Here is a 23,059-nt window from a genome sequence, read left to right on the forward strand (position 1 = left end):
CAGCAGTGAGCACCGACGACCTTCCCCTCGCCTCCTCCGGAGGCTGCGGCGACGGCTGCGCCTGTGGCGCGGACGGCGGCGAGGAATACCTGGAGTGCGGGCTCGACCCCGCGCTCGCCCAGCTCCTGGCCGACGCCGGGCTCGACCCCGTCGAGGTCGAGGACATCGCCAACGTGGCCATCCAGGAGGACCTCGACCACGGCGTGGACGTGACGACCGTCGCGACCATCTCCGAGGACGCCGTCGCCACCGCCGACTTCGTCGCGCGCGAGGCGGGCGTCGTGGCCGGCCTCAGGGTCGCCGAGGCGGTCGTCTCGGTGGTCTGCGAGGACGAGTTCGAGGTCGAGCGGCACGTGGAGGACGGCGACCGTGTGGAGGCCGGGCAGAAGCTCCTGTCGGTCACCACGCGCACGCGTGACCTCCTCACCGCCGAGCGCAGCGCGCTCAACCTGCTGTGCCGGCTGTCCGGCATCGCGACCGCCACGCGCGCGTGGGCGGACGCCCTGGACGGCACCAAGGCACGCGTGCGGGACACGCGCAAGACGACGCCGGGCCTGCGCTCGCTGGAGAAGTTCGCCGTGCGCTGCGGCGGCGGCGTGAACCACCGCATGTCGCTGTCCGACGCGGCCCTGGTCAAGGACAACCACGTGGTCGCCGCCGGTGGCGTCGCCCAGGCCTTCAAGGCCGTACGGGAGGCGTTCCCGGACGTGCCGATCGAGGTCGAGGTCGACACCCTGCACCAGCTGCGCGAGGTCGTGGACGCGGGCGCGGACCTGATCCTTCTGGACAACTTCACGCCGGGCGAGTGCGAGGAGGCGGTGGCGCTCGTGCACGGGCGGGCCGCGCTGGAGGCCTCGGGCAGGCTGACGCTGGCCAACGCGCGCGCGTACGCCGACACCGGCGTCGACTACCTCGCCGTAGGAGCCCTCACCCACTCCTCGCCGATCCTCGACATCGGTCTCGACCTGCGTGAGGCGGAGTAGTCGCGATGCTCCTCACGATCGACGTAGGCAACACCCAGACCGTCCTCGGCCTGTTCGACGGAGAGGAGATCGTCGAGCACTGGCGCATCTCCACGGACCCCCGCCGCACGGCCGACGAGCTGGCGGTGCTGCTCCAGGGCCTCATGGGCATGCACCCGCTGCTCGGCGACGAACTGGGCGACGGCATCGACGGCATCGCGATCTGCGCGACCGTCCCCTCGGTGCTGCACGAGCTGCGTGAGGTCACGCGGCGCTACTACGGCGACGTGCCGGCGGTCCTGGTCGAGCCGGGCGTGAAGACGGGCGTGCCGATCCTCACCGACAACCCCAAGGAGGTCGGCGCGGACCGCATCATCAACGCGGTCGCCGCGGTCGAGCTCTACGGCGGCCCCGCGATCGTCGTCGACTTCGGTACGGCGACGACGTTCGACGCGGTCTCCGCGCGCGGCGAGTACGTCGGCGGGGTCATCGCGCCCGGCATCGAGATCTCCGTCGAGGCGCTCGGCGTCCGGGGCGCGCAGCTGCGGAAGATCGAGGTGGCCCGCCCGCGGAGCGTGATCGGCAAGAACACGGTCGAGGCGATGCAGGCCGGCATCATCTACGGCTTCGCCGGCCAGGTCGACGGGGTCGTGAACCGGATGGCCCGGGAGCTGGCGCAGGACCCGGACGACGTGACGGTGATCGCGACGGGCGGGCTGGCGCCGATGGTCCTCGGCGAGTCGTCGGTGATCGACGAGCACGAGCCGTGGCTGACGCTGGTGGGGCTGAGGTTGGTGTACGAGCGGAACGTGTCCCGGATGTGAGGCGGCGGCGGTCACGGGTGTGACCTTGCCGGGGCCGCCGGCACGCGCGGGGTCCCAGGTGGCTGTGCGCAGGAGGCGGCCGTGCCGGGCGGGCAACCGGGTGGCCGCTCGCGCCACGCCCATCCGCTATGTCGAATTTGTCTGATTAGCGCGTATCGTCGCCGCATGCCCACGCCATACGGATCCCGCGGCGGCATGGCGTTCGGCGTGGAGGAGCTGCGTGTGCTCCGCCGCGCTCTCGCCCTCGCCCTTCACCCCCGAACCGCCTCGGCCGAGGACGTCCAGGACTGTCTCCGCCTAGCCGACTCCCTCGACGAGGCGATGCACGAGGGCGCCCGGCTGCGTGCCTTCCTGGTGGCCGACCTCGCCCGGTACCGCGACGCCCTGCCCGGCACCGCCGCCGGCTACCTCGCCCTCCTGGAGGAGGCGCTGGGCGCCGGGTACCGCCCGAACCCCGACGACCTCGCCGCACTGCGCGCCCTGCGCGGCAACCCCGCGGCGGCCGCGCTGCTGGACCGCTGCCAGAGGCTCGCGGAACAGGACGTACGCGCCCGTCTGGCGCGCGGTACGGCTCGCCGGGCCGCCCCGGCCGTCCCGGCCTCCCGTACGCGCCTCCTGGCCCTCCCCGGGGGCCTCTCGGCCGCGTCCGCCGGCTCCGGTGGAGCCCTCGTCGGAGCGCTGGGACAAGCCTCCGCCGAGCAGCCGGAGAAGCCCGCGTCTCCCGCGAAGAAGCCCGCGGAGAAGCCGGGGCCGGTCCCTGCCGCCCCCAAGCCGAGCCGCCCCATCCCCACCCCGGGCGAGGTCTTCCCGCGCCGCAAGCCGACCCCGCCGCCACCACCCGCGAACCCGCCGCAGCAACTCGCCGCAGGCTGACTCGGCCGGGCGTCCGTCATGACACGCCCCCGTACGGGGGCACAGCCCGCGGCAGCAGTTCGCCGCGGGCTGGCTCCGCGTCGGGAAGCGCCGGGAAATACCGGTACGCACACCCCGGACCCGCGCGTGTGGGCCCCCTGGCTACCCTGGACCCATGGACTACGTCTCCGCGCTCGTGCCCCCCGTCGTCATGGCGGTGTTCTTCATCGGTGTGATCAGGGTGATCGTGAAGACCCAGGGCGGGGCCAACAAGGCCAAGGAGGACGCGGTCGTCGACGCCGCTCTCGCGCGCGCGGAGGGCGCCCGGCAGGCGCCCGCGAAGACGGACGTCTGACCCGCGTCCGAGCCCGACCTCACCGGCGTACGACTCCCCCGCTTTCCGAGTCGTACGCCCTTTTTGTTCTTGTTTGCCGGTGAAGTGCACGTCCGGCACGCCAATACCGAGATCTCCCACTATTGTGCTGAGCTGTGCCTCGCCCATTGGGAGAACTCGAAGACGCGGTCATGACGCGGGTGTGGAAGTGGAACCGCCCGGTGACCGTTCGGGAAGTCCTGGAAGATCTGCAGCAGGAACGGTCCATCGCCTACACCACGGTGATGACCGTTTTGGACAATCTCCATCAGAAGGGCTGGGTGCGCCGGGAGGCCGAAGGACGGGCCTATCGATATGAGGCGGTCTCCACTCGCGCCGCCTACGCCGCCGCCCTGATGAACGACGCCTGGTCCCAGAGCGACAACCCCGCCGCCGCTCTCGTCGCCTTCTTCGGCATGATGAGCGACGAACAGCGACAGGCGCTGCGGGACGCCGTACGGATCGTCCAAGGACCGGAAACCCCGGAAGCGCCCGCGGCGGATACCGTCGCCGAAACCAGCCGCGAGAACCCCGCCTCGGCGCCGGGCGGCGGCGGGCGATAGCGTCCGCACATGTCAGCAGAGAGCTCGTCTCCTCAGAGCCCCGAAGTCACCGCAAAAGCCATCACTGTCCGGCGGGCCCGCACCAGCGATGTGCCGGCGGTGCGCAGTCTCCTCGACGAGTACGTCCAGCGACGCATCCTGCTCGACAAAGCGACGGTGACGCTTTACGAGGACATCCAGGAGTTCTGGGTCGCCGAACGGGACGACAACGGCGAGGTCGTCGGCTGCGGCGCACTCCACGTGATGTGGGAAGACCTTGCCGAAGTTCGTACTCTCGCGGTGAAGCGCGGCCTGAAGGGTGCCGGTGTCGGGCACCAGTTGCTGGAGAAGTTGCTGCACACCGCGCGCTGGCTCGGTGTTCGCCGTGTTTTCTGTCTGACCTTCGAAGTGGACTTCTTCGGCAAGCACGGCTTCGTCGAGATCGGTGAGACGCCCGTGGACACCGATGTCTACGCGGAGCTCTTGCGTTCCTATGACGAGGGTGTCGCGGAGTTCCTCGGGCTCGAACGAGTGAAACCGAACACCTTGGGCAACAGCCGGATGCTTCTGCATCTGTGATCAAGGCGTATTCGGCCGGGGCGCGCTGCCCAGGTTCCCTATGTCCGAAACGCGCATGTTTCCGGACCGGGGTCGGCCGGTCTGTCTCTCCCAGGGGTTTGTGTTTTTCCAGCAAAAGCGGTTTGCTTTCCGACGTACTGCAGTACTGCATATAACAGGGGTGGCGAAACGGCGGACGCCGCAGACCCTGGTCCTGAAGTTATCGATGAAAGGAAATCCGGTGGCACAGAAGGTTCAGGTCCTTCTTGTCGACGACCTCGACGGCGGCGAGGCGGACGAGACCGTGACGTTCGCGCTGGACGGCAAGACGTACGAGATCGATCTCACGACTGCCAATGCGGACAAGCTCCGTGGCCTTCTCGAGCCTTACGTGAAGGGCGGTCGTCGTACCGGAGGCCGTGCTGCGGGCGGTCGCGGAAAGGCGCGCGCCGCTTCCGGCGGCGGCAGCCAGGACACCGCGCTGATCCGTGCCTGGGCGAAGGAGAACGGCCACGACGTCAACGACCGCGGTCGTGTTCCCGCGGCCATTCGCGAGGCATACGAGAAGGCCAACGCCTGAGCGCGACGCCTATGAAAAGGCAGGTGGCTGAGCGCACGCGCGCAGCCGCAGGCGGTGGCACTGCGTGGCCACCGTGTCCAGCACTCGCACGAGATCGGGGGCGCCCCCACCGCCCCCCAGTGCCGACAGCGTCGGCAGCGAGGCCTCGACCTCGCACCCCGCCTCGGGGGGCCGCAGCCACACGGCGGCCCCCTGAAGGGCGCCGGACGCGCTCCGGCTGAGCGCCGGCCGAGGATCGGTGGAACTCGGCTCCAGCGGGCGCGCGCGGGTTCCGGTGGACCACGGCAGCCCGTCCTGCGGGCGCGGGCCTACATCGGCGGCCGGTGTCCCGCTGTCGGCGGGCAGGGGCGCGGTCATCGTGTCGCCCTCTCCCAGCGTCCTCAGATCGAGCCGCAGGGACCCCCACTCCAGCCAGTCCAGGACCCCGGGCACCTCCTCCGCGCTGCCCGCGGCCAGCAGCAGCCGCATCCGTCCGTCCTGTACGGCCACCGGAGAGCCCGGCGCCAGATGGCGCAGCGCGGCCAGGCCCGCCTCGACCGGCACGTCCAGGACGTCGAAGCGCGGGCCCACGGAAAGTCGTACCGGAGTTCCCGGGCCGTCGGGCACCGTCGGCCACCCCAGATCGTTCTCGTACCACCGGCGGACCTGATCGCTCGCGTCGAGCGGCCGGCGGGGAAGCGGGACCGTGGGGGCCGCCGTGAGCGGAGAGGCGGCCGGGGGGAGGGTGCCAACCATGCCAAGTGCAACCGTCCGAGATGCCTGCGAGTTACGCTGGGTGCTCCGGTGGATGCGCAGCGTGGCGAAAGAGGGGGCGTCCGGGGGTGCGGGAAGACGCAAGGTTGTTCGCCCATAGCGGAGGGAACCGGGCCGCTCGGCATGGAGTGTCAGTCCCAGCGGGTAAGACATCCCTAGTGGGAGGGGGCGACACGCAGGACAGGCCGTCTCACGTTCGCCATCGGCGTACTGGCAGTAGGGGTAACTGCCTGGCCTGCGGGAACATCGTCTCGCACCATCAGGTTGGAGCAGATGTCGGCGTTCGGGGTCAGGAGGCCATCGACGGTGTCGGCAGTTGGAATGAGCGGTCCCCGCTTGCGGGACTAAGCTGCGGAAGGACAGGGAGGGGAAGTTCCCCCCACTGCCTGACCGCTCTGAGGAGCGATTAACGATGTTCGAGAGGTTCACCGACCGCGCGCGGCGGGTTGTCGTCCTGGCTCAGGAAGAAGCCCGGATGCTCAACCACAACTACATCGGCACCGAGCACATCCTCCTGGGCCTGATCCACGAGGGTGAGGGTGTCGCCGCCAAGGCCCTTGAGAGCCTCGGGATTTCGCTCGAGGCGGTCCGCCAGCAGGTGGAGGAGATCATCGGCCAGGGCCAGCAGGCCCCGTCCGGGCACATCCCCTTCACCCCCCGTGCCAAGAAGGTCCTGGAGCTCTCGCTCCGCGAGGCCCTTCAGCTGGGCCACAACTACATCGGCACGGAGCACATCCTGCTCGGCCTGATCCGCGAGGGCGAGGGCGTCGCCGCCCAGGTCCTCGTCAAGCTGGGCGCTGATCTCAACCGGGTGCGGCAGCAGGTCATCCAGCTGCTCTCCGGTTACCAGGGCAAGGAGACCGCCACCGCCGGCGGGCCTGCCGAGGGCACCCCCTCGACGTCCCTGGTCCTCGACCAGTTCGGCCGGAACCTCACCCAGGCCGCTCGTGAGTCCAAGCTCGACCCGGTCATCGGGCGCGAGAAGGAGATCGAGCGGGTCATGCAGGTGCTGTCCCGCCGTACGAAGAACAACCCGGTCCTGATCGGTGAGCCCGGCGTCGGCAAGACCGCCGTCGTCGAGGGCCTCGCCCAGGCCATCGTCAAGGGCGAGGTGCCCGAGACCCTCAAGGACAAGCACCTCTACACCCTCGACCTCGGCGCGCTGGTCGCCGGCTCCCGCTACCGCGGTGACTTCGAGGAGCGCCTGAAGAAGGTGCTCAAGGAGATCCGCACCCGCGGCGACATCATCCTGTTCATCGACGAGCTGCACACGCTGGTCGGTGCGGGTGCCGCCGAGGGCGCCATCGACGCGGCTTCGATCCTGAAGCCGATGCTGGCCCGCGGTGAGCTCCAGACCATCGGCGCCACCACGCTGGACGAGTACCGCAAGCACCTGGAGAAGGACGCGGCCCTGGAGCGCCGCTTCCAGCCCATCCAGGTCGCCGAGCCCTCGCTCCCGCACACCATCGAGATCCTCAAGGGTCTGCGCGACCGCTACGAGGCCCACCACCGTGTGTCCATCACGGACGAGGCCCTCGTCCAGGCCGCGACGCTGGCCGACCGGTACATCTCGGACCGCTTCCTGCCGGACAAGGCGATCGACCTGATCGACGAGGCCGGTTCCCGGATGCGCATCCGCCGGATGACCGCGCCGCCGGACCTCCGCGAGTTCGACGAGAAGATCGCGGGCGTGCGTCGCGACAAGGAGTCGGCGATCGACTCCCAGGACTTCGAGAAGGCGGCCTCTCTCCGCGACAAGGAGAAGCAGCTGCTGGCGGCGAAGGCCAAGCGCGAGAAGGAGTGGAAGGCCGGCGACATGGACGTCGTCGCGGAGGTCGACGGCGAGCTGATCGCCGAGGTCCTCGCGACCGCCACCGGCATCCCGGTCTTCAAGCTGACCGAGGAGGAGTCCTCGCGTCTGCTGCGCATGGAGGACGAGCTCCACAAGCGGGTCATCGGCCAGAAGGACGCCGTCAAGGCGCTCTCCAAGGCGATCCGTCGTACGCGTGCGGGCCTCAAGGACCCGAAGCGTCCCGGTGGTTCGTTCATCTTCGCCGGCCCGTCCGGTGTCGGTAAGACCGAGCTGTCCAAGGCGCTCGCCGAGTTCCTCTTCGGTGACGAGGACGCGCTGATCTCCCTCGACATGTCGGAGTTCAGCGAGAAGCACACGGTCTCCCGGCTCTTCGGTTCGCCCCCCGGCTACGTGGGCTACGAAGAGGGCGGCCAGCTGACGGAGAAGGTCCGCCGCAAGCCGTTCTCGGTCGTCCTGTTCGACGAGGTCGAGAAGGCCCACCCGGACATCTTCAACTCGCTGCTGCAGATCCTGGAGGACGGTCGTCTGACCGACTCCCAGGGCCGGGTCGTGGACTTCAAGAACACGGTCATCATCATGACGACCAACCTCGGCACCCGGGACATCTCCAAGGGCTTCAACCTGGGCTTCGCGGCCCAGGGCGACACGAAGTCCAACTACGAGCGCATGAAGAACAAGGTCTCGGACGAGCTCAAGCAGCACTTCCGGCCCGAGTTCCTCAACCGCGTGGACGACGTGGTCGTCTTCCCGCAGCTGACCCAGGAGGACATCCTCGCGATCGTCGACCTGATGATCGGCAAGGTGGACGAGCGCCTCAAGGACCGGGACATGGGCATCGAGCTCTCCCAGTCCGCGAAGGAGCTGCTGTCCAAGAAGGGTTACGACCCCGTCCTGGGCGCGCGGCCGCTGCGTCGCACGATCCAGCGCGAGGTCGAGGACACGCTCTCGGAGAAGATCCTCTTCGGCGAGCTGCGTCCCGGTCACATCGTCGTCGTGGACACGGAGGGCGAGGGCGAAGCCCAGACCTTCACGTTCCGCGGCGAGGAGAAGTCGGCGCTGCCGGACGTCCCGCCGATCGAGCAGGCGGCCGGTGGGGCTGGGCCCAACCTGAGCAAGGACGCGTAAGCCGTAGGGCGATGCGTTGAAGGGGCCGGTGCCTTTGGGCGCCGGCCCCTTTGCCGTGCCTAGCGCAGGTCCAGGTTGATCTCTATGCCTGGGAAGAGGCCCTCGTAGAGGGCGGGGGGAATGGGTTCGGCGGGGCTGCTCTGGAGCGTTACCGAGCGGAGGCCCGGTAGGCGGGGGACGAGAGGCGAAAGGGCCTCGGCGCCGTGCATGTTCGCAACTCGCAGGACTTCGATGCCGGGGAGTTCGGGCATGGCCTCGATGGAGTGCGGGAAGTCGCGGATGATCTTCGCGTTCAGATAGAGGGCGGTCAGTTCCGGCAGTTCCGTGACCTCCCGCCAGTCGGCAACGGTCAGTTCGGAGGTCAGCGGGCCGAGGCTGAGCGCCCGCAGGGTGGCCCAGTGCCGCAATCCGCGCAGGCCGGTGCCATCGGTGCTGCCGCTGCCCAGGAAGAGAAACTCCAGCGGGGAGCCGACAGGTAGGGCGTCGGTGAGAGCGGCACCCGGCAGTTCCTGTGCGACGGAGATATCGCGGATCCCCCGCAGAGAACGCAGCCGGGAAATGTCGCCGATATTGGAGAGACCGAGACGGGTCAGTGCAGTGAGTTGCTCGACGCCCTCCAAGGTCGGGCAGCCGCCCAGAAACAACCTGTTGAGCGAGGTGAGCGGCAGCAGGGCGCTCAGATCGGTGAGAAGCGGATTGTCCAACAGGTCCAGCTCGCTCACCGCCTCGGGCGCGGGCAGGCAGTCCAGTACGTATTCGAGGGTGTGCGAGCCTCTGAAAGTCAGAAAGGGCCAGGGGGCCATCCTGGCAAGCGCTGCTCGCTGCTCGATCGACGCGCAGGTGATGTAGAGGTCCGTCCGGTCCAGATGGTCCAGGACCTCCACCGCGTATTCCTCGGCGTCGAAGCGGTTCCACGTCCCCACGAGCTGACGCCGGACATCGAGATCCGGGTGCTCACGGAACCGCCGCAGCACCGCCAATGCCCCGTCGGGCTCCTCCCCGCCGAGGACCGAGGCGGTGACGGTGACGGCGAGGGCCTCCTCGGCGGTCAGTCCGTCCGGGCCCGGCAGCAGCTCCAGGACCAACGGCCCGGCCTCCGCGAGGGCCTTCGCCTGCGCGGCCGTCCGGGGCGGGATCAGCAGGGCCGCCTGTGCCTCGACCGCCGCCTTGACCGCCGCGTCCACCACGGTGTCGTGCTCCAGGGAGGACAGGGCCAGCAGCGTCAGGCGAGGCGTGTCCCGGGCCAGCAACTGCCGTAGCAGCGAAGCCCGTTCGCGGGGGCGGGCGTGGGTCACCGCCAGGCGGATGACGTCCTCCCACTGGGTGTCGTCCGCGTGGCTGAGCAGGACGTCGAGGTGGCCCTCCTCGACCGCGTACCGGGCGCCCAGGTAGTCCTGGAACGTGCGGTGGACGAAGTCCACGACGTCCAGGGCCGGCTGGCGGAGCAGGCCGCTGCGCAGCAGCAGGGCGCGGAGCACGGACGCCGCGTCACCGCGTGCCGAGATCGACGGCAGGCAGCGCTCCACGATGCCCTCGGCCGTCTCGACGTCCATCTCCGTGCGGGCGCTCAAGACGAGGGCGTAGGCAAGGCGCTGGAGCAGCTCCAGCTGCGCGTTCTCGCCCAGCTCCTCCTCGCCCAGGCCGCGCTCCCGGTCGCGGCGGGTGAGCAGCATCGTGAGGGCGGCCTCGTACAACTCCTCGCGGCCTCTGGGGAGATAGCCGCGGCGGTCGCGGTGCAGGGCGCAGATCAGGCCGCACATCAGAGGGTTGGTGGCGAGGCGGGCGAGGTCGCGTTTGGTGCGCAGGGAGTCCAGCAGCGGGCCCTCGTACTCCGGGGCCTCCGCTGCCGTGTGCCAGCGGTGGACGAAGGTCGCGACCTCCGGGCGGCGCATCGGGGTCAGGAGCAGTTCGTGGAAGCCTTCGGCCGCCAGCCAGTCGGGGCGTACGGCGGTGGGGCGGGAGGTCAGGAGCCAGCGGTTGCCGGGGAAGGCGTGGATGAGGGCCAGGAGCCAGTCGCGGGTGCGGGTGCGGTCGGGGGCCGGGATCTCGTCCAGGCCGTCGATCAGGATCAGGCCACGGCCGGCTGCCAGGACGCGTTCGGCCCAGCCCTGCGGGGGAGCCAGGGGGCAGCTCACGGCCTTCAGGAACTCCGCCGGTGCGGGCAGGGCGCCCGAGCGGATCAGCGTGCGGAGGGGGAGGACGAACGGCACATGGGCGCCCTCCTTCGCCGCCGTCACCGCCAGCCACTGCACCAGGGTCGTCTTGCCGGAGCCCGCGTCGCCGCGCAGGAGGACCCGGTCGTGGGTCAGGAGGGCGTCCTCGGCGGGGAGTTGGACGGTCAGCGGGCCGGCGGGGCGTTCCTCCGGGAGGGTGCGTTCCTCGACCGCCGTCGCCTCCAGGCTCAGGTACGCCACCTCCAGCGGCCAGCGGTCCGGGGAGTCGCGCAGATCGATGCCGTAGATGGTGATGTGGTTGTGGCGCTCGGCCATGTGGTGGAGGTAGCGGCGTTCGAAGGCGCGGTCCTCGGCGCCCGGGCGTGGGGTGCGGGACAGCAGCTCGTCGGTCTTCGCGATCAGTACGGCCTGGTTGCGGGTCTGCTCGACGAGCGTGCGGGCCACGAAGGTGGACCTGCGCGTGAAGAACTCCAGGATCTGGAGGCAGGCCCACTCCGTGGCGGAGTCGAGGAAGTAACCGGCGTCGGTGGACAGACCGGTGGGGGAGGCGGCCGCACGGGCGAGGGTTCGCGCCAGTTCCCGGTGGCCGAGGTGCACCGCCTGTACGTCGTCCATGTCCAGGTCGCCCAGGGCCAGCAGGCGGGCGGTCAGTGCGTCGATGACGGCCGGTTCCTCGTCGGCGGGGAAAGGAGTCTCGCCGGGGGATTCGGTGGCCGCGGTGACCATGCGGCGGGCCAGGGCGCGGACCTCCTTCTCGCCGAGGGTGCGCTTCTCGCCGCGGAAGGAGACCAGGGAGGACAGGCGTACGGGCTTGTCGGTCAGGCCCGCGCCCGGGGCGTCCGGCGCGAAGAGTTTCCGCACCAGGGACGCCATCAGGCTCGACGCCAACTTGCTGCCGAGGACCGCCGGGTCCATCCGCCTCACCCCCGTGATCACGTCAACGGAGGTGAGGATATCGGCAGTTGAGCGGGTCGGTCAGGAGAGCTGGCCGTCGTAGTCCGGGAGCTTGTACGTCTTCTCGGCATGGCCGCCGGAGAGGTCGGTGGCGCTGTTGCCGATGTTCGCGATGATCGTGTAGCCCTTGTTCTCGATGTCGACGCGCTGGGCGGTCTTGTACGCGGCGACGTCCTTGAACAGGTCGATGAAGCTGCGGACGTAGAGGCCGGAGACGTCGTAGCCGACGTGGTCGAGGTTGTAGTCCGTGACCGCGCGGATGATGCCGGGGCGGGCCGTCACGAAGAACAGTGAGACGCCGTGGTCCTGGGCGTACTCGGCGACGTTCAGGACCGGCTTGTTGGCCGGCTGCGGGTAGCTGAAGCCGAAGTCGGTCTCCAGGGTCGTGTTGTCTATGTCGAAGACGATCGCCTGCTTCTCGCCGGGCTTGGCGGCGGCGATCCGCTGCTTCAGGTACGGCAGTGCCTGGTTCATGACCGCCTGGCAGTCCTGCTGCCAGGTGGCGTAGTCGACGTCTTCGGCGGACGCGGTCGCGGCGTCGGCGGGGGCGGCGAGTGCGACGAGGGCCGCCGTGGAGACGGCGGTGACGGTCATGCGGCGCACCAAGGGGCGTCGGTTCGTCATGGGTGGGGGGTCCTCTCACGTCCGTGCTGCTGCCGTTGACGGGGGCATGGTGCTTGGCGTGCGTGGCGCGAGGGGAACCGTAAGGTTACTGGGGGGTAAGTGGGAAGAGGCGTGCGTCAGTTGATGTGAAGGCGATTTTTCCGCGGGCCCCGTGTCCCCGCGCGTCCTCGCAGAGGCGCCGCGGGGTAGCCCCCGTCACATCTCGCCGTCCGTGGATCTCTGCGCCCGGTGACATGCCGCACAGGCGATTTGTCCGTTACTAGCACGCTTAGTGGTAACCCCGATAGTGACAAAAGGGACTTTTGGCCTGGAACCCTTGATGCCATTTCGCCGTACTGGGTGGATTCGTCCCCAGTGTTCCCCCTGTCAAGGAAGCGGAAGTTTTCGGATGAAGTACTAGCTTCCGTCGTAGAAAGGTGGTTTGGGTGTTTCGGGATGTCGGGGTTACCAAGGGATGCCCCATCCGGTGGATGCCTGTGCGCCGGGTGGCTTTTCTGTCCCCGTCCCCATGAGGTTCCGATGTCCCCGCGTATTGCTTCCCGTTCTTCCCGTATGTCCAAGCTCCGCACCCGCGCGGCCGTGGTGGCCGTCGGTCTGGGGGCCTCGGCCGTGCTGGGGACCGGGGTTGCGGCGGCTGCCGAGACCGGCGTCGCCGCCAAGAAGGCCGCCTCCTGGGTCGACCCGGTGAAGAAGTACACGCTGAGCGCGAGCTTCGCGCAGGCCGGCGCCATGTGGCAGTCCACCCACAGCGGTCAGGACTTCGCCGTGTCCAGCGGCACCAAGGTCTTCGCCGCCCACGGCGGCACCGTCGTCAAGGCCGGCGGGCACGGTGCCGGTGACGGCCCCGCGTACGGCAACGCCATCGTCATCAAGCACGGCAACCGGCTCTACTCGCAGTACGCCCATCTGTCGCGCATCGAGGTCAAGGTCGGCCAGGTCGTCAAGACCGGCCAGCGCATCGCCCTGTCCGGCAACACCGGCAACTCCAGCGGTCCGCACCTGCACTTCGAGATCCGTACGACCGCCAACTACGGCTCGGCCGTCGACCCGGTCGCCTTCCTGCGCTCCAAGGGCGTGACCGTCTGAGGCCGCGGTAGCTAGCCCTTCGCGGTACCCCGATGGGCCTGGGTGACCAGGTCCGCCGCCACCTCCAGGACCGCCTTGCGCTTCTGTTCCGCGTCGCCGGGCAGGTCCTGGAGGAAGAACATCCCGGCGTGCAGGGTGAAGATCGCGCTGATGTAGCGGACCTGGTCGACCAGGTCCGCCGACGGGTCGATCATGATGTCGCGCAGGCCCTGCATGCGCTCCTTGAAGGTCTCGCCGACGCGCAGTTCCCGTACCGCCGCCTGGTTCTCCTGCATGAAGCGGAACAGGGGGGCGGCGTCGGCGAGGATGTCGCTGTAGCGCCGTACGATCTCCTGCTTGGTCTCCAGCGTGTGCGGCTGCCGCTTGCCCCACTCGATCAGGTCGAGGATCGGCTGGGTCAGATCGTCGAAGATGCTGACCAGGATCTCTTCCTTGGTCTTGAAGTGGTAGTACAGCGCCGCCTTCGTGACCTCCAGGCGCTCCGCGATCTCGCGCAGCGACGTCTTCTCGTAGCCCTGCTCGGCGAAGAGTTCGAGTGCTACGTCCTGGATGCGCTGGCGGGTGTCCCCGCGGCGCCGTTGCCTGGTGCCGTCCATGGTGCCGCCCATCCTCGCGCACTCCTGACTTGGGGGAAAACCGCCTGGGACAAAACTTACTTGACGCCCGGCTAGTTACGGGTCTACCTTCCCTCAGTGTAGTTAACTAGCCGGGCGGCAAGTAAGTGCCGGGGGAGTGGGAATCATGGCGGACACACAGGCAGCCGAGCCAGCAGTACCGGAAGACGAGAAACAACCCAGGAGCGTGCGGGTCGTCCTGCTCGCCCTGATGATCACGATGATGCTCGCGATGCTCGACAACATGATCGTGGGCACCGCGATGCCGACGATCGTCGGCGATCTGGGCGGACTCGAACACCTGTCGTGGGTCGTGACGGCGTACACCCTCGCGACCGCGGCCTCCACGCCCGTGTGGGGCAAGCTCGGCGACATGTACGGGCGCAAGGGCGCCTTCATGACGTCGATCGTGATCTTCCTGATCGGCTCCGCGCTCAGCGGCATGGCGCAGGACATGTCGCAGCTCATCGGCTTCCGGGCCGTTCAGGGTCTTGGCGCCGGTGGTCTGATGGTCGGCGTCATGGCGATCATCGGTGACCTCATCCCGCCGCGGGAGCGCGGCAAGTACCAGGGCATGATGGCCGGCGTCATGGCGCTGGCGATGATCGGCGGACCGCTCGTCGGCGGCACCATCACCGACAACTGGGGCTGGCGCTGGTCCTTCTACATCAACCTGCCGCTCGGCGTCGTCGCGCTGACCGCGATCAGCGCCGTACTGCACCTGCCGAAGAAGCGGGCCAAGGCGCGCATCGACTACCTCGGTGTCGCCCTGCTGACCGTCGGCATCACCTCGATCGTGCTGGTCACCACCTGGGGCGGCACCGAGTACGCCTGGACGTCCGCGCGGATCATGGAGCTCATCGGCATCGGTGTGACCTCGCTGATCGGGTTCGTGTTCTGGCAGACCAAGGCCGCCGAGCCGGTCGTACCGCTGCACATCTTCCGCAGCCGCAACTTCACCCTGATGTCGGTCATCGGCTTCATCACCGGCTTCGTGATGTTCGGCGCGACCCTCTACCTGCCGCTCTACCAGCAGTCCGTCCAGGGCGCCTCCGCCACCAACTCGGGCCTGCTGCTCCTGCCGATGCTCGGCGCGATGCTGGTGACCTCGATGGTGGCCGGACGCGTGACCACCAACAGCGGGCGGTACTACGTCTTCCCCGTCCTCGGCAGCACGCTGATGGTCATCGGCCTGTACCTGCTGTCGCTCATGGACACCGGCACGTCCCGGTTCACCTCCGGGGTGTTCATGGCCGTCGTCGGTCTCGGCATGGGCTGCCTGATGCAGATCACGATGCTGGTCGCGCAGAACAGCGTCGAGATGAAGGACATGGGCGTCGCCTCGTCGTCGACCACCCTCTTCCGGACGCTGGGCTCGTCGTTCGGCGTCGCCATCATGGGCGCGCTGTTCAACAACCGGGTCCAGGACGTCATGGCCGAGCGCGGCGGAGCGGCCGGCGCCAAGATGACCGAGCAGTCCGCACAGCTGGACGCGGCGAGCCTGGCGAAGCTGCCGGACGCGCTGCGCGAGGCCTACCAGCACGCCGTGTCCGCCGGCACCCACTCGGCCTTCCTGCTCGGGTCCGTCGTCGCGGTGGTCGCGCTGGTGGCGGCCGTGTTCGTGAAGGAGGTCCCGCTGAAGGGCGCGGGGCCGAAGACGCAGGACGCGGAGTCCGCCGCGGCTCCGGCGACGATGGTCGAGGCCGTCTGATCCGCAGAGGCACAGAGGTATAGAGGGCGCAGAGGCGCAGAAGCGCAGAGGCGCAGATGAGCTGAAGGTCCCCGGTCGGTGTCCGCCCCGGGGGCCTTCTCCTTTGCCCTACGGCGGTGTCGGCGGCGCCGCGGGCCCACGTCATGTCGTACTTCATGTCCTACGACGACGTCGGCGCCCCGTGCCGCCATCGACCGCATGGACAGGACCCGGCAGCTGCGGCTCGCCAAGGGGACCGCAATTCCGGAGAAGCGCCCTGACGGCCGTCCTGCCTACGGTGAAACCCCGGACGACAGGAGAGCAGAGCCACGATCAAGGGCCTGGGCATCACCACCGTGTGGACCTTCGACTCCATGGGCGACATGCGCTGGGTCACCGTGGGTGCCAAGGACCAGCCGGGGGCCGGGTTCATCCAGGAGCCGCAGGAGCGGCCGTACGGCGTCGAGGCGATCTGAGCACACGGGAGGGGGCTGAGCGGCTTTACGGCATCATCGGATAGCTCCCCGTGTTCGTCGGCGCGTGCTCCGGCAGCCACAGCACCGCCACCGCCCCCTCCGCCCGTACCCCGTCCGGCGCGCCCGCCGGGCGGACGTTGCGGAAGGTGAGGCGGGCGCCCAGCACCCGGGCCTGGCCGGCGGCGATGGTCAGGCCGAGACCGTGGCCGTGCCCCGCGCGGTCCGCGCTGCCCGTGCGGAAGCGGCTCGGTCCTTCGGCGAGGAGGTCCTCGGGGAAGCCGGGGCCATGGTCGCGGACGCGGATGACCCGGCCCTCGACGGTGACCTCGATCGGCGGCTCGCCGTGCCGCGCGGCGTTGGCGAGCAGGTTGAACAGGACGCGCTCCAGGCGGCGCGGGTCGGTCGTGACCATCGACTCGTGCACCACGCGGACCTCGGTGTCCGGGTCCTTGGCCGCCACCCGCCGGCTGACGAACTCGCCCAGCAGGATGTCCTGCAGCTCCGCCCGCTCCGACGCGCTGTCGAGGCGGGCCACCTCCAGCACGTCCTCGACGAGCGTGCGCATCGCCTTCGCCCGGTCCAGGACCAGTTCCGTGGGCCGGCCGGGCGGCAGCAGCTCGGCCGCCGTGAGCAGACCGGTCACCGGGGTGCGCAGTTCGTGCGCGATGTCGGCGGTGACCCGGCGCTCGGCCTCGATGCGCTGCTGCAGCGCGTCGGTCATCGCGTCCACCGCGCTGGCCAGGTCGTCGGTCTCGTCCCGTACGACACCGCCGATCGCGTCCCGTACCCGTACGTCCGTCTCGCCGCTCGCGACCTGCCCCGCGGCCGTCGCCGCCTTGCGCAGCCGGCTCGACAGGCGGCCGCCTATGAGCACGCCGAGAGCGCTGCCGCCGAGGACGACGGCGATGGAGCCGATCACCAGGGCCTGGTCGAGGTCGTTGAGGATGTCGGTGCTGCGGTCGGTGAACGACGTGTGCAGGGACAGCACGTTGCCGTTCGCCGCCGGGACGGCGGCCCAGATGTCCGGTTCGCCGCCCGGCCGGTCGGTCACATAGGTCGCCCGGCGCCCCTGCTCGACCTTCTCCCGCAGCTCCCTCGGCAGCGAGGAGTCGTTGATCTTGACGTTGGGGAAGGGGTTCGGCCGTTTGTACTGGTCGTAGTTGCGCTGGGCGATCTGGATGCGCTCGTCCGCGAGATCGCGGGCGTTGTCCAGCATCGAGACCCTGGCCGCGTTGTGCACGACCAGGCTCAGCGCGATCGCGACCAGCGCGCCGACGAACGCGATGGCCGCGCTGAGCTTCCACCGAATCCCCGTACGGATGCCCGCGCGCTCCAGTCGCGCCGGGACCAGGCGCTGCATTGTCCCCCGCATGTCCGCCCCGCTCAGGCCTTCAACTTGTAACCGAAGCCACGGACCGTCTCGATGCGGTCCTGGCCGATCTTCGTCCGCAGCCGCTGCACATGGACGTCCACCACGCGCGTGTCCCCGCCCCAGCCGTAGTCCCACACGCGCTCCAGGAGCTTGTCGCGGGACAGGACCGTGCCCGGCGCGGAGGAGAACTCCAGGAGCAGGCGCATCTCGGTCGGAGTGAGCGCCACCGGCTCGCCGGCCCGGCGCACCTCCATGCCCTCGGTGTCGATCTCCAGCTCGCCGAAGGTCAGCACCCCGCCGTCCGCCGCGGCCGCGGGGGCGTCCCCCCGCTCGCCGCCGCCCGCGTGTCCGAAGCGGCGCAGCACCGCGCGGATACGGGCGACGAGGACGGCGCCGTCGAACGGCTTCGTCACGTAGTCGTCGGCGCCGGCCTCCAGGCCCAGCACCACGTCGATGGAGTCCGCGCGCGCCGACAGCATGATCACCGGCACGGTCGACTCGTCCCGGATGCGCCGGCACAGGCTGACGCCGTCCAGGCCCGGGACCATGACGTCCAGCAGGGCGATGTCGGGGCGGTCGGCCCGGAACGCCTCCAGGCCCGACAGACCGTCGGGCATGGCGGTGACCGCGAAGCCGTCCCGCTCCAGGGCGAGCTGGGTGGCCTCGCGGATGACGTCGTCGTCCTCGACGAACAGAACGTGAGTCTGGTCTGCCATCCCGCTGCTCTCTGTCCTTGGTCCTGCGTTGTGGTCTCGCGTGGTGTCGCGCGGTCCTGCTGTCGAAAGGTGATCGTTCCGAGCGGCCCGATCGGTTCACGGAAACCGGGGGCTTCCCGGAATTCAGGTCGTCGGCACCGGCGTCGGCGTGTCCTCGGCAGGGCCGTCGGACGTCTTGCCGTACTCGCTGTACTGGTCCCAGCGCTTGACGAACCGGCCCTCCGTCCAGTGGTAGATGAACACGTACTCGCCGGAGGGTGCCGCCACCGCGTCGCCCTTCTCGTACACCTGTTTGTCCACCACCAGGTCACCCCGGTCGATCTGCGCGTAGACCGGCGGCTCCTCGGCCTTGAACACATTCTCGTACGCGCCGTCCTGGAGGCGATACACGTACGCCCCTATACCGATGATGTCGCCGCAGGTCAGCACGTTGACCACGATGTCGCGCGCGGTTCCGCCGGTCAGGTCGCCGGAGGTCACGTCGACGGGCGGGTCGTCGCCGGTGCAGGGCTGGAGGTCGTTCTTGACCTCGGCGGAGACGGAGGGGTCGTCCTTGAGCAGCTGGGCGGCCTCGGCCTTGGTCAGCTTGCCGGAGTACGAGGCGGTGGCCGCGGGCGCGGCGCCCGCCGCCCGCTCCGAGCCGGCCGAGGTCTCGACATGGGCCGGACCCTCGTCACGGGTGCCGGTGCCGCCGGTGGCGCAGGCGGAGACGAAAAGGGCGAGGGCGGCGAGTACGGCCACCGCCGTCATCGCCGCCTGGAAAGCGCCCCGCCCCGGTCCGGGGTCGAGGCCGGCGCCGAACGTTCCGTCGGCGCCGCGAGCCCTGTCGGTCAGGCCGCCGTGCAACGCTCCCGCTCCTCACGCTCCAGCGCGCGTGCGTCCAGATCGCGGCTCTCCAGCTCCTCGCGGAGCCGGGCGAGGGCCCGGTGCAGCGTGCTCTTGACCGTACCGGCCGACATGCCGAGGGCGGCGGCCGTCTCCTCCGTGGACATCTGCTCCCAGTGTCGCAGCACGACCACGGAGCGCTGCTTGGGGGCGAGCACCTTCATGATGTCCATCAGCAGGGCACGGTCCGCGTGCTGCTCGGTGGCGTCGTCGACCGAGGCGTCCGGGAGCTGCTCGGTCGGCACCTCCTCCAGCTTGCGGGCCCGCCACCACTCGGTCCGGGTGTTGATCATGACCCGGCGCAGATAGGCGTCCGCGAGCCGCTTGTCCTCGATGGTCTCCCAGCGGCCGTACGTCCGCGCCAGCGCCGTCTGGAGCAGGTCCTGCGCGTCGACGGGGTCCGGGACCAGACGACGGGCGCTGCGCAGCAGCGCGTCCTGCCGGGTGCGGACGTACTCCTCGAACTCGAGCACCTCGCCCTGCGCCATGATCGACCGCCTCCATCCCCGTTTCCGACTCGCCTGCCGCCGGTTCTCCGTTGCCTGTGTGCCGCCGTCCTTGCGGTACGCCAATGAAGCTACGGAGCTGTTGTCACGAGGCTGTGCGGAGGAGCGCGCGGCTAGCCCTCGGCTGTCCGTCGGTTGTGTAACGGAAGCAGGAAAGGGGTAAACCGGCGCGGCGAATCGCGCCGGTTCGGGGTGATTCGGGAGGGTGTTTGTACGGCGTTACGTCAACGGCAGCCGATACAAACCACCGGGCAGGGGCTCCACGAGCCCGTCCGCGACGAGCCCGTCCAGGGCCCGCGCGCGCTGCACCGGCTCGTGCCACACCCGGTCAAGGGCGGCCTGCGGCACGGGCGCGTGCGCCTCGCGCAGCACGGCCAGCAGCTTGCCGCGCACCTGGCGGTCGGTACCGGCGTACGTCTGTCCGCGCCGCGGCGGACCGTCGTGCTCCGGCTTGCCCGCGAGCCGCCAGGCGCACTGCGCGGCGATCGGGCAGCGGTGGCAGGACTCGTTCTTGGCGGTGCACACCAGCGCGCCGAGCTCCATGGAGGCGGCGGCCCAGCGGGAGGCGGTGGACTCGTCCTCGGGCAACAGGGCGCGGGCCAGCTTGCGTTCGGCGGCGGTGGTGGCGTTCGGCGGGTACTGCACGCCGGTGACGGCCCGCGCGAAGACCCGCCGGACGTTGGTGTCGAGGACCGCGTGCCGCTGGCCGTAGGCGAAGGAGGCGACGGCCGCGGCCGTGTACTCGCCGATGCCGGGCAGCGCGAGCAGCTGGGCGTGGTCAGTGGGTACGTCCCCGCCGTGCCGTTCCGTTATCGCCACGGCGGCGCCGTGCAGCCGCAGCGCGCGGCGCGGGTAGCCGAGCCGGCCCCAGGCGCGCACGGCCTCGCCGGGCGCCTCCTGGGCGAGGTCCGCGGGGCGCGGCCAGCGGGCCAGCCACTGCTCGTAGACCGGCAGGACCCGGCTGACCGGCGTCTGCTGGAGCATGAACTCACTGACCATCACCCCCCACGGCCCGGCGTCGGGGCGCCGCCACGGCAGGTCGCGGGCGTGCTCGTCGAACCAGTCGATGACGGGGGCGTGCAGATGCTCTCCGGCGGGGGCGTCGGCTTCGGAGAGGGCGGGGGAGTTGGTGAGGGGCGCAGTCATGGCCTTCCGATCCTGCCATGCCGGGGAGGGGGTGCGGGGGCACCGCCACCCCTGAGGTGTACGGCAGCGTTCGGCGGTCGACAGCAGTGCCGTTTCTCCGGTGACTTCTCCGGTCACTTGTGACGTCGGCTGGTTGAACGTCCCTCGTCATCCATGGTCACGGTCCGTAGACAGAGGGCCGATACGGTCACACCCCGCGATCATCAGGAGCCGCAGGCGACGAAAGACAGGGGTGGAACGCCCACGACCGGAATGATGATCCGGAAAAGTTGTGATCCCCCGCGGCGGGTACGGGCAGCGCAGCCGCCGATCTCTCGTACAGTTTGCGCCGTGGGATCTCTGCGCAATCCGGTCGGGCCGCTTCCCTCCTCCATCTACTGGCGACGGAGGGCCGTACTGCTGTCTGTATTGGCCCTGTTGGCACTTCTGATCGCCTGGGTGGTCACGTCGGACGGCGGTGGCGGCAAGAACGGTGCCGATGGATCCAACGGCAAGAATCCCGCGCCTTCCATCACCCCCGGACCGTCGAGTTCAGGGCCCGCGATCAGTCAAGCGCCGGGCGGGCGCGACGAGTCGAGCGGTGGCGGGGACGACGGGGGGTCGGGTTCCGACGACGGGTCCGGTGACGGCTCCGGCTCGACCGCGGGTTCCGGAGGCTCCGGGTCCGCGGGTTCCGGCGGCTCGGGCGGCGGGGCGGCCGGTGGCGGTGCGGGCAGTGGCGTCGGTCAGGACGACACGGTGCCGGCGGGGTCCACGCTGCCCAACTGCACAAGCGGCGCGGTGAGGTTGGCCGTCCGCAGCCTCCACAACGGGTACGGGCCCGGCGAGACGCCCACGCTGCTGGTGACCGCGACCAACTCCTCTGGCAGTGACTGCAAGGTCGATCTCGGCCCGAAGAGCGCGGTGTTGACGATCACTCAGGCCGCGGAGGACGACGAGTACTGGTCGTCCGCCGACTGCCCGAAGACGGCGGGGAGTCTGGTGTTCCGGGCGCCTGCGGGCAGCAGCATCACGTACACGGTGAAGTGGGACCGGAAGCCTAGTGCTCCGCGGTGTGCGACGCCTCCAGCGGGGTCGGCCGGAGCGGGGACGTATCTGGTGGAGTTGGCTGCTCCGGGGTACGCGAAGGTGCAGACGTCGTTCGTGTTGGAGAGCGACTGATGTAGTGCCGGGAAGGGTTGTCGGTCGACTGCGGGCCCGTTGTGGTCGGCCGCGCCCACGCGGCGGAGCCGCAAAGCGATACGGCCCCGCGCCCCTGAAGGCCCTTATACGTAGCGTTCCAGGATTGAACTCTCCGCCAGACGCGACAAGCCCTCCCGTACGCTCCGCGCCCGTGCCTCGCCGACCCCGTCCACCGTCTGCAAGTCGTCCACGCTCGCCGCAAGGAGCTTCTGCAGGCCGCCGAAATGTTCCACCAGGCGGTCGATGATCGCGCCCGGGAGGCGCGGGACCTTGGCCAGCAGGCGGAAGCCGCGCGGGGACACCGCCGAGTCCAACGCCTCCGGCGAACCCGTGTAGCCCAGTGCCTTGGCCACCGTGGGGAGTTCGAGGAGCTCGGCGTGGGTGAGGGCGTCCAGTTCGTACAGGGCCTCTTCGACCGTGCGGGAGCGCTTGGCCGTGGGCTCGGGGACGTAGTCCCGGACCACCAGTTCGCGCTCCGGTTCCACGCCCGCGATCAACTCGTCGAGCTGGAGGGCCAGGAGGCGGCCGTCCGTGCCGAGCTCGACCACGTACTCGGCGATCTCCGTCGCGATGCGGCGGACCATCTCCAGGCGCTGGGCCACCGCGGAGACGTCCCGGACCGTGACGAGGTCCTCGATCTCCAGCGCTGACAACGTTCCCGCGACCTCGTCCAGGCGGAGCTTGTACCGCTCCAGGGTCGCCAGCGCCTGGTTCGCGCGGGACAGGATCGCCGCGGAGTCCTCCAGGACGCGGCGCTGGCCGTCGACGTAGAGGGCGATCAGGCGCATCGACTGGGAGACCGAGACGACCGGGAAGCCGACCTGCTTGGACACCCGGTCCGCCGTGCGGTGACGGGTGCCGGTCTCCTCCGTCGGGATCGTCGGGTCCGGGACCAGCTGCACGCCGGCCCGCAGGATCTTCGACAGGTCCGAGGACAGCACGATGCCGCCGTCGAGCTTGCACAGCTCACGCAGGCGCGTGGCCGTGAACTCGACGTCCAGGACGAAACCGCCCGTGCACATCGGCTCCACCGTCTTGTCGAAGCCGAGCACGATGAGCCCGCCCGTGTTGCCGCGGAGAATCCGCTCCAGGCCGTCGCGCAGGGCCGTGCCGGGTGCCACGGCGCTCAGTGAGGCGCGCATCAGGCCATCGGCACCGGAGCTCCCGCCGGACTTTCCGGGAGCTGCTGCCCGGTCGTTGGCTGCCACTGCACTCCTCCGGTCGCAGGTTCTTCTGGCGCTCCCCTTTCGTA

Annotated in this window: 21 protein-coding genes; 11 read left to right on the forward strand and 10 right to left on the reverse strand. The window is 69.8% G+C overall.

What is annotated here, in order from left to right; genetic code table 11:
• Positions 1–5 precede the first annotated feature (5 nt).
• The 7 genes from nadC (at position 6) to ACFUO4_RS42560 (ending at position 4,691) form a co-directional block, all read left to right on the forward strand.
• A complete protein-coding gene (gene nadC, locus ACFUO4_RS42530; protein WP_383495796.1) occupies positions 6–983 on the forward strand; it encodes a carboxylating nicotinate-nucleotide diphosphorylase in 978 nt (325 codons plus the stop codon).
• Between the two features lie 5 nt (positions 984–988).
• Positions 989–1,786, forward strand: a complete 798-nt coding sequence (locus tag ACFUO4_RS42535; protein WP_079309684.1) for a type III pantothenate kinase — start codon at positions 989–991, stop codon at positions 1,784–1,786.
• Positions 1,787–1,981: 195 nt separating this feature from the next.
• Entirely contained in the window at positions 1,982–2,659 is a 678-nt protein-coding gene (locus ACFUO4_RS42540; RefSeq protein ID WP_383495889.1) for a hypothetical protein, read from the forward strand.
• 154 nt (positions 2,660–2,813) lie between these two features.
• On the forward strand, positions 2,814–2,993 hold the full coding sequence (locus ACFUO4_RS42545) for a hypothetical protein (protein WP_383495800.1): 180 nt from the start codon (positions 2,814–2,816) through the stop codon (positions 2,991–2,993).
• Positions 2,994–3,139: 146 nt separating this feature from the next.
• A complete protein-coding gene (locus ACFUO4_RS42550; protein ID WP_383495803.1) occupies positions 3,140–3,574 on the forward strand; it encodes a BlaI/MecI/CopY family transcriptional regulator in 435 nt (144 codons plus the stop codon).
• Positions 3,575–3,583: 9 nt separating this feature from the next.
• Positions 3,584–4,132: an amino-acid N-acetyltransferase gene (locus ACFUO4_RS42555; RefSeq protein WP_079309682.1), complete on the forward strand. Its 549-nt coding sequence runs from the start codon at positions 3,584–3,586 to the stop codon at positions 4,130–4,132.
• Between the two features lie 220 nt (positions 4,133–4,352).
• Complete coding sequence (locus ACFUO4_RS42560) at positions 4,353–4,691, forward strand: Lsr2 family protein (protein ID WP_059193965.1); 339 nt, start codon at positions 4,353–4,355, stop codon at positions 4,689–4,691.
• A 9-nt stretch (positions 4,692–4,700) separates the two neighbouring features.
• Here ACFUO4_RS42560 and ACFUO4_RS42565 read toward each other — a convergent pair whose 3' ends face one another.
• Entirely contained in the window at positions 4,701–5,426 is a 726-nt protein-coding gene (locus ACFUO4_RS42565; RefSeq protein ID WP_383495807.1) for an SCO3374 family protein, read from the reverse strand.
• A gap of 430 nt (positions 5,427–5,856) precedes the next feature.
• On the opposite strand from ACFUO4_RS42565, the gene ACFUO4_RS42570 reads away from it, so the two are divergent.
• The gene (locus ACFUO4_RS42570; RefSeq protein ID WP_383495810.1) at positions 5,857–8,382 is read left to right on the forward strand and encodes an ATP-dependent Clp protease ATP-binding subunit; all 2,526 of its coding nucleotides are present in this window, start codon (positions 5,857–5,859) and stop codon (positions 8,380–8,382) included.
• 59 nt (positions 8,383–8,441) lie between these two features.
• Here the strand turns inward: ACFUO4_RS42570 and ACFUO4_RS42575 are convergent, their stop codons facing one another.
• On the reverse strand, positions 8,442–11,471 hold the full coding sequence (locus ACFUO4_RS42575; RefSeq protein ID WP_383495813.1) for an NACHT domain-containing protein: 3,030 nt from the start codon (positions 11,469–11,471) through the stop codon (positions 8,442–8,444).
• Positions 11,472–11,531: 60 nt separating this feature from the next.
• Complete coding sequence (locus tag ACFUO4_RS42580) at positions 11,532–12,134, reverse strand: HAD family acid phosphatase (protein ID WP_383495816.1); 603 nt, start codon at positions 12,132–12,134, stop codon at positions 11,532–11,534.
• A 519-nt stretch (positions 12,135–12,653) separates the two neighbouring features.
• Here ACFUO4_RS42580 and ACFUO4_RS42585 point away from each other — a divergent pair.
• A complete protein-coding gene (locus tag ACFUO4_RS42585) occupies positions 12,654–13,220 on the forward strand; it encodes a M23 family metallopeptidase (protein WP_383495819.1) in 567 nt (188 codons plus the stop codon).
• Between the two features lie 11 nt (positions 13,221–13,231).
• Here the strand turns inward: ACFUO4_RS42585 and ACFUO4_RS42590 are convergent, their stop codons facing one another.
• Positions 13,232–13,828 (reverse strand): TetR/AcrR family transcriptional regulator, encoded by a 597-nt coding sequence (locus tag ACFUO4_RS42590; RefSeq protein ID WP_383495822.1) that lies wholly within the window; start codon positions 13,826–13,828, stop codon positions 13,232–13,234.
• 133 nt (positions 13,829–13,961) lie between these two features.
• Between ACFUO4_RS42590 and ACFUO4_RS42595 the strand changes: the two genes are divergently transcribed.
• Positions 13,962–15,545 carry an MDR family MFS transporter gene (locus ACFUO4_RS42595; RefSeq protein WP_383495825.1) on the forward strand — a complete coding sequence of 528 codons (1,584 nt, stop codon included), beginning with the start codon at positions 13,962–13,964 and terminating at the stop codon, positions 15,543–15,545.
• A gap of 480 nt (positions 15,546–16,025) precedes the next feature.
• On the opposite strand, the gene cseC is transcribed toward ACFUO4_RS42595, so the two are convergent.
• From cseC to ACFUO4_RS42620, 5 genes are all read right to left on the reverse strand, one after another.
• Positions 16,026–17,372, reverse strand: coding sequence for a two-component system sensor histidine kinase CseC (cseC, locus tag ACFUO4_RS42600; RefSeq protein ID WP_383495829.1), 1,347 nt, complete (start codon positions 17,370–17,372; stop codon positions 16,026–16,028).
• 11 nt (positions 17,373–17,383) lie between these two features.
• Entirely contained in the window at positions 17,384–18,088 is a 705-nt protein-coding gene (gene cseB, locus ACFUO4_RS42605) for a two-component system response regulator CseB (protein WP_079309675.1), read from the reverse strand.
• A gap of 123 nt (positions 18,089–18,211) precedes the next feature.
• The gene (locus tag ACFUO4_RS42610) at positions 18,212–18,934 is read right to left on the reverse strand and encodes a hypothetical protein (RefSeq protein ID WP_383495833.1); all 723 of its coding nucleotides are present in this window, start codon (positions 18,932–18,934) and stop codon (positions 18,212–18,214) included.
• Positions 18,919–19,461: a SigE family RNA polymerase sigma factor gene (locus ACFUO4_RS42615; protein WP_059193955.1), complete on the reverse strand. Its 543-nt coding sequence runs from the start codon at positions 19,459–19,461 to the stop codon at positions 18,919–18,921. The genes ACFUO4_RS42610 and ACFUO4_RS42615 overlap by 16 nt, the downstream gene beginning before the upstream one ends.
• Before the next feature lie 237 nt (positions 19,462–19,698).
• Positions 19,699–20,625 (reverse strand): A/G-specific adenine glycosylase, encoded by a 927-nt coding sequence (locus ACFUO4_RS42620; RefSeq protein ID WP_059193954.1) that lies wholly within the window; start codon positions 20,623–20,625, stop codon positions 19,699–19,701.
• Between the two features lie 330 nt (positions 20,626–20,955).
• On the opposite strand from ACFUO4_RS42620, the gene ACFUO4_RS42625 reads away from it, so the two are divergent.
• Complete coding sequence (locus tag ACFUO4_RS42625; RefSeq protein ID WP_383495838.1) at positions 20,956–21,786, forward strand: hypothetical protein; 831 nt, start codon at positions 20,956–20,958, stop codon at positions 21,784–21,786.
• Between the two features lie 104 nt (positions 21,787–21,890).
• Here the strand turns inward: ACFUO4_RS42625 and disA are convergent, their stop codons facing one another.
• A complete protein-coding gene (disA, locus tag ACFUO4_RS42630; RefSeq protein ID WP_059193952.1) occupies positions 21,891–23,015 on the reverse strand; it encodes a DNA integrity scanning diadenylate cyclase DisA in 1,125 nt (374 codons plus the stop codon).
• Between the last annotated feature and the right edge of the window lie 44 nt (positions 23,016–23,059).

Source organism: Streptomyces sp. NPDC057280 (genome assembly GCF_042668605.1).
Lineage (GTDB): Bacteria > Actinomycetota > Actinomycetes > Streptomycetales > Streptomycetaceae > Streptomyces.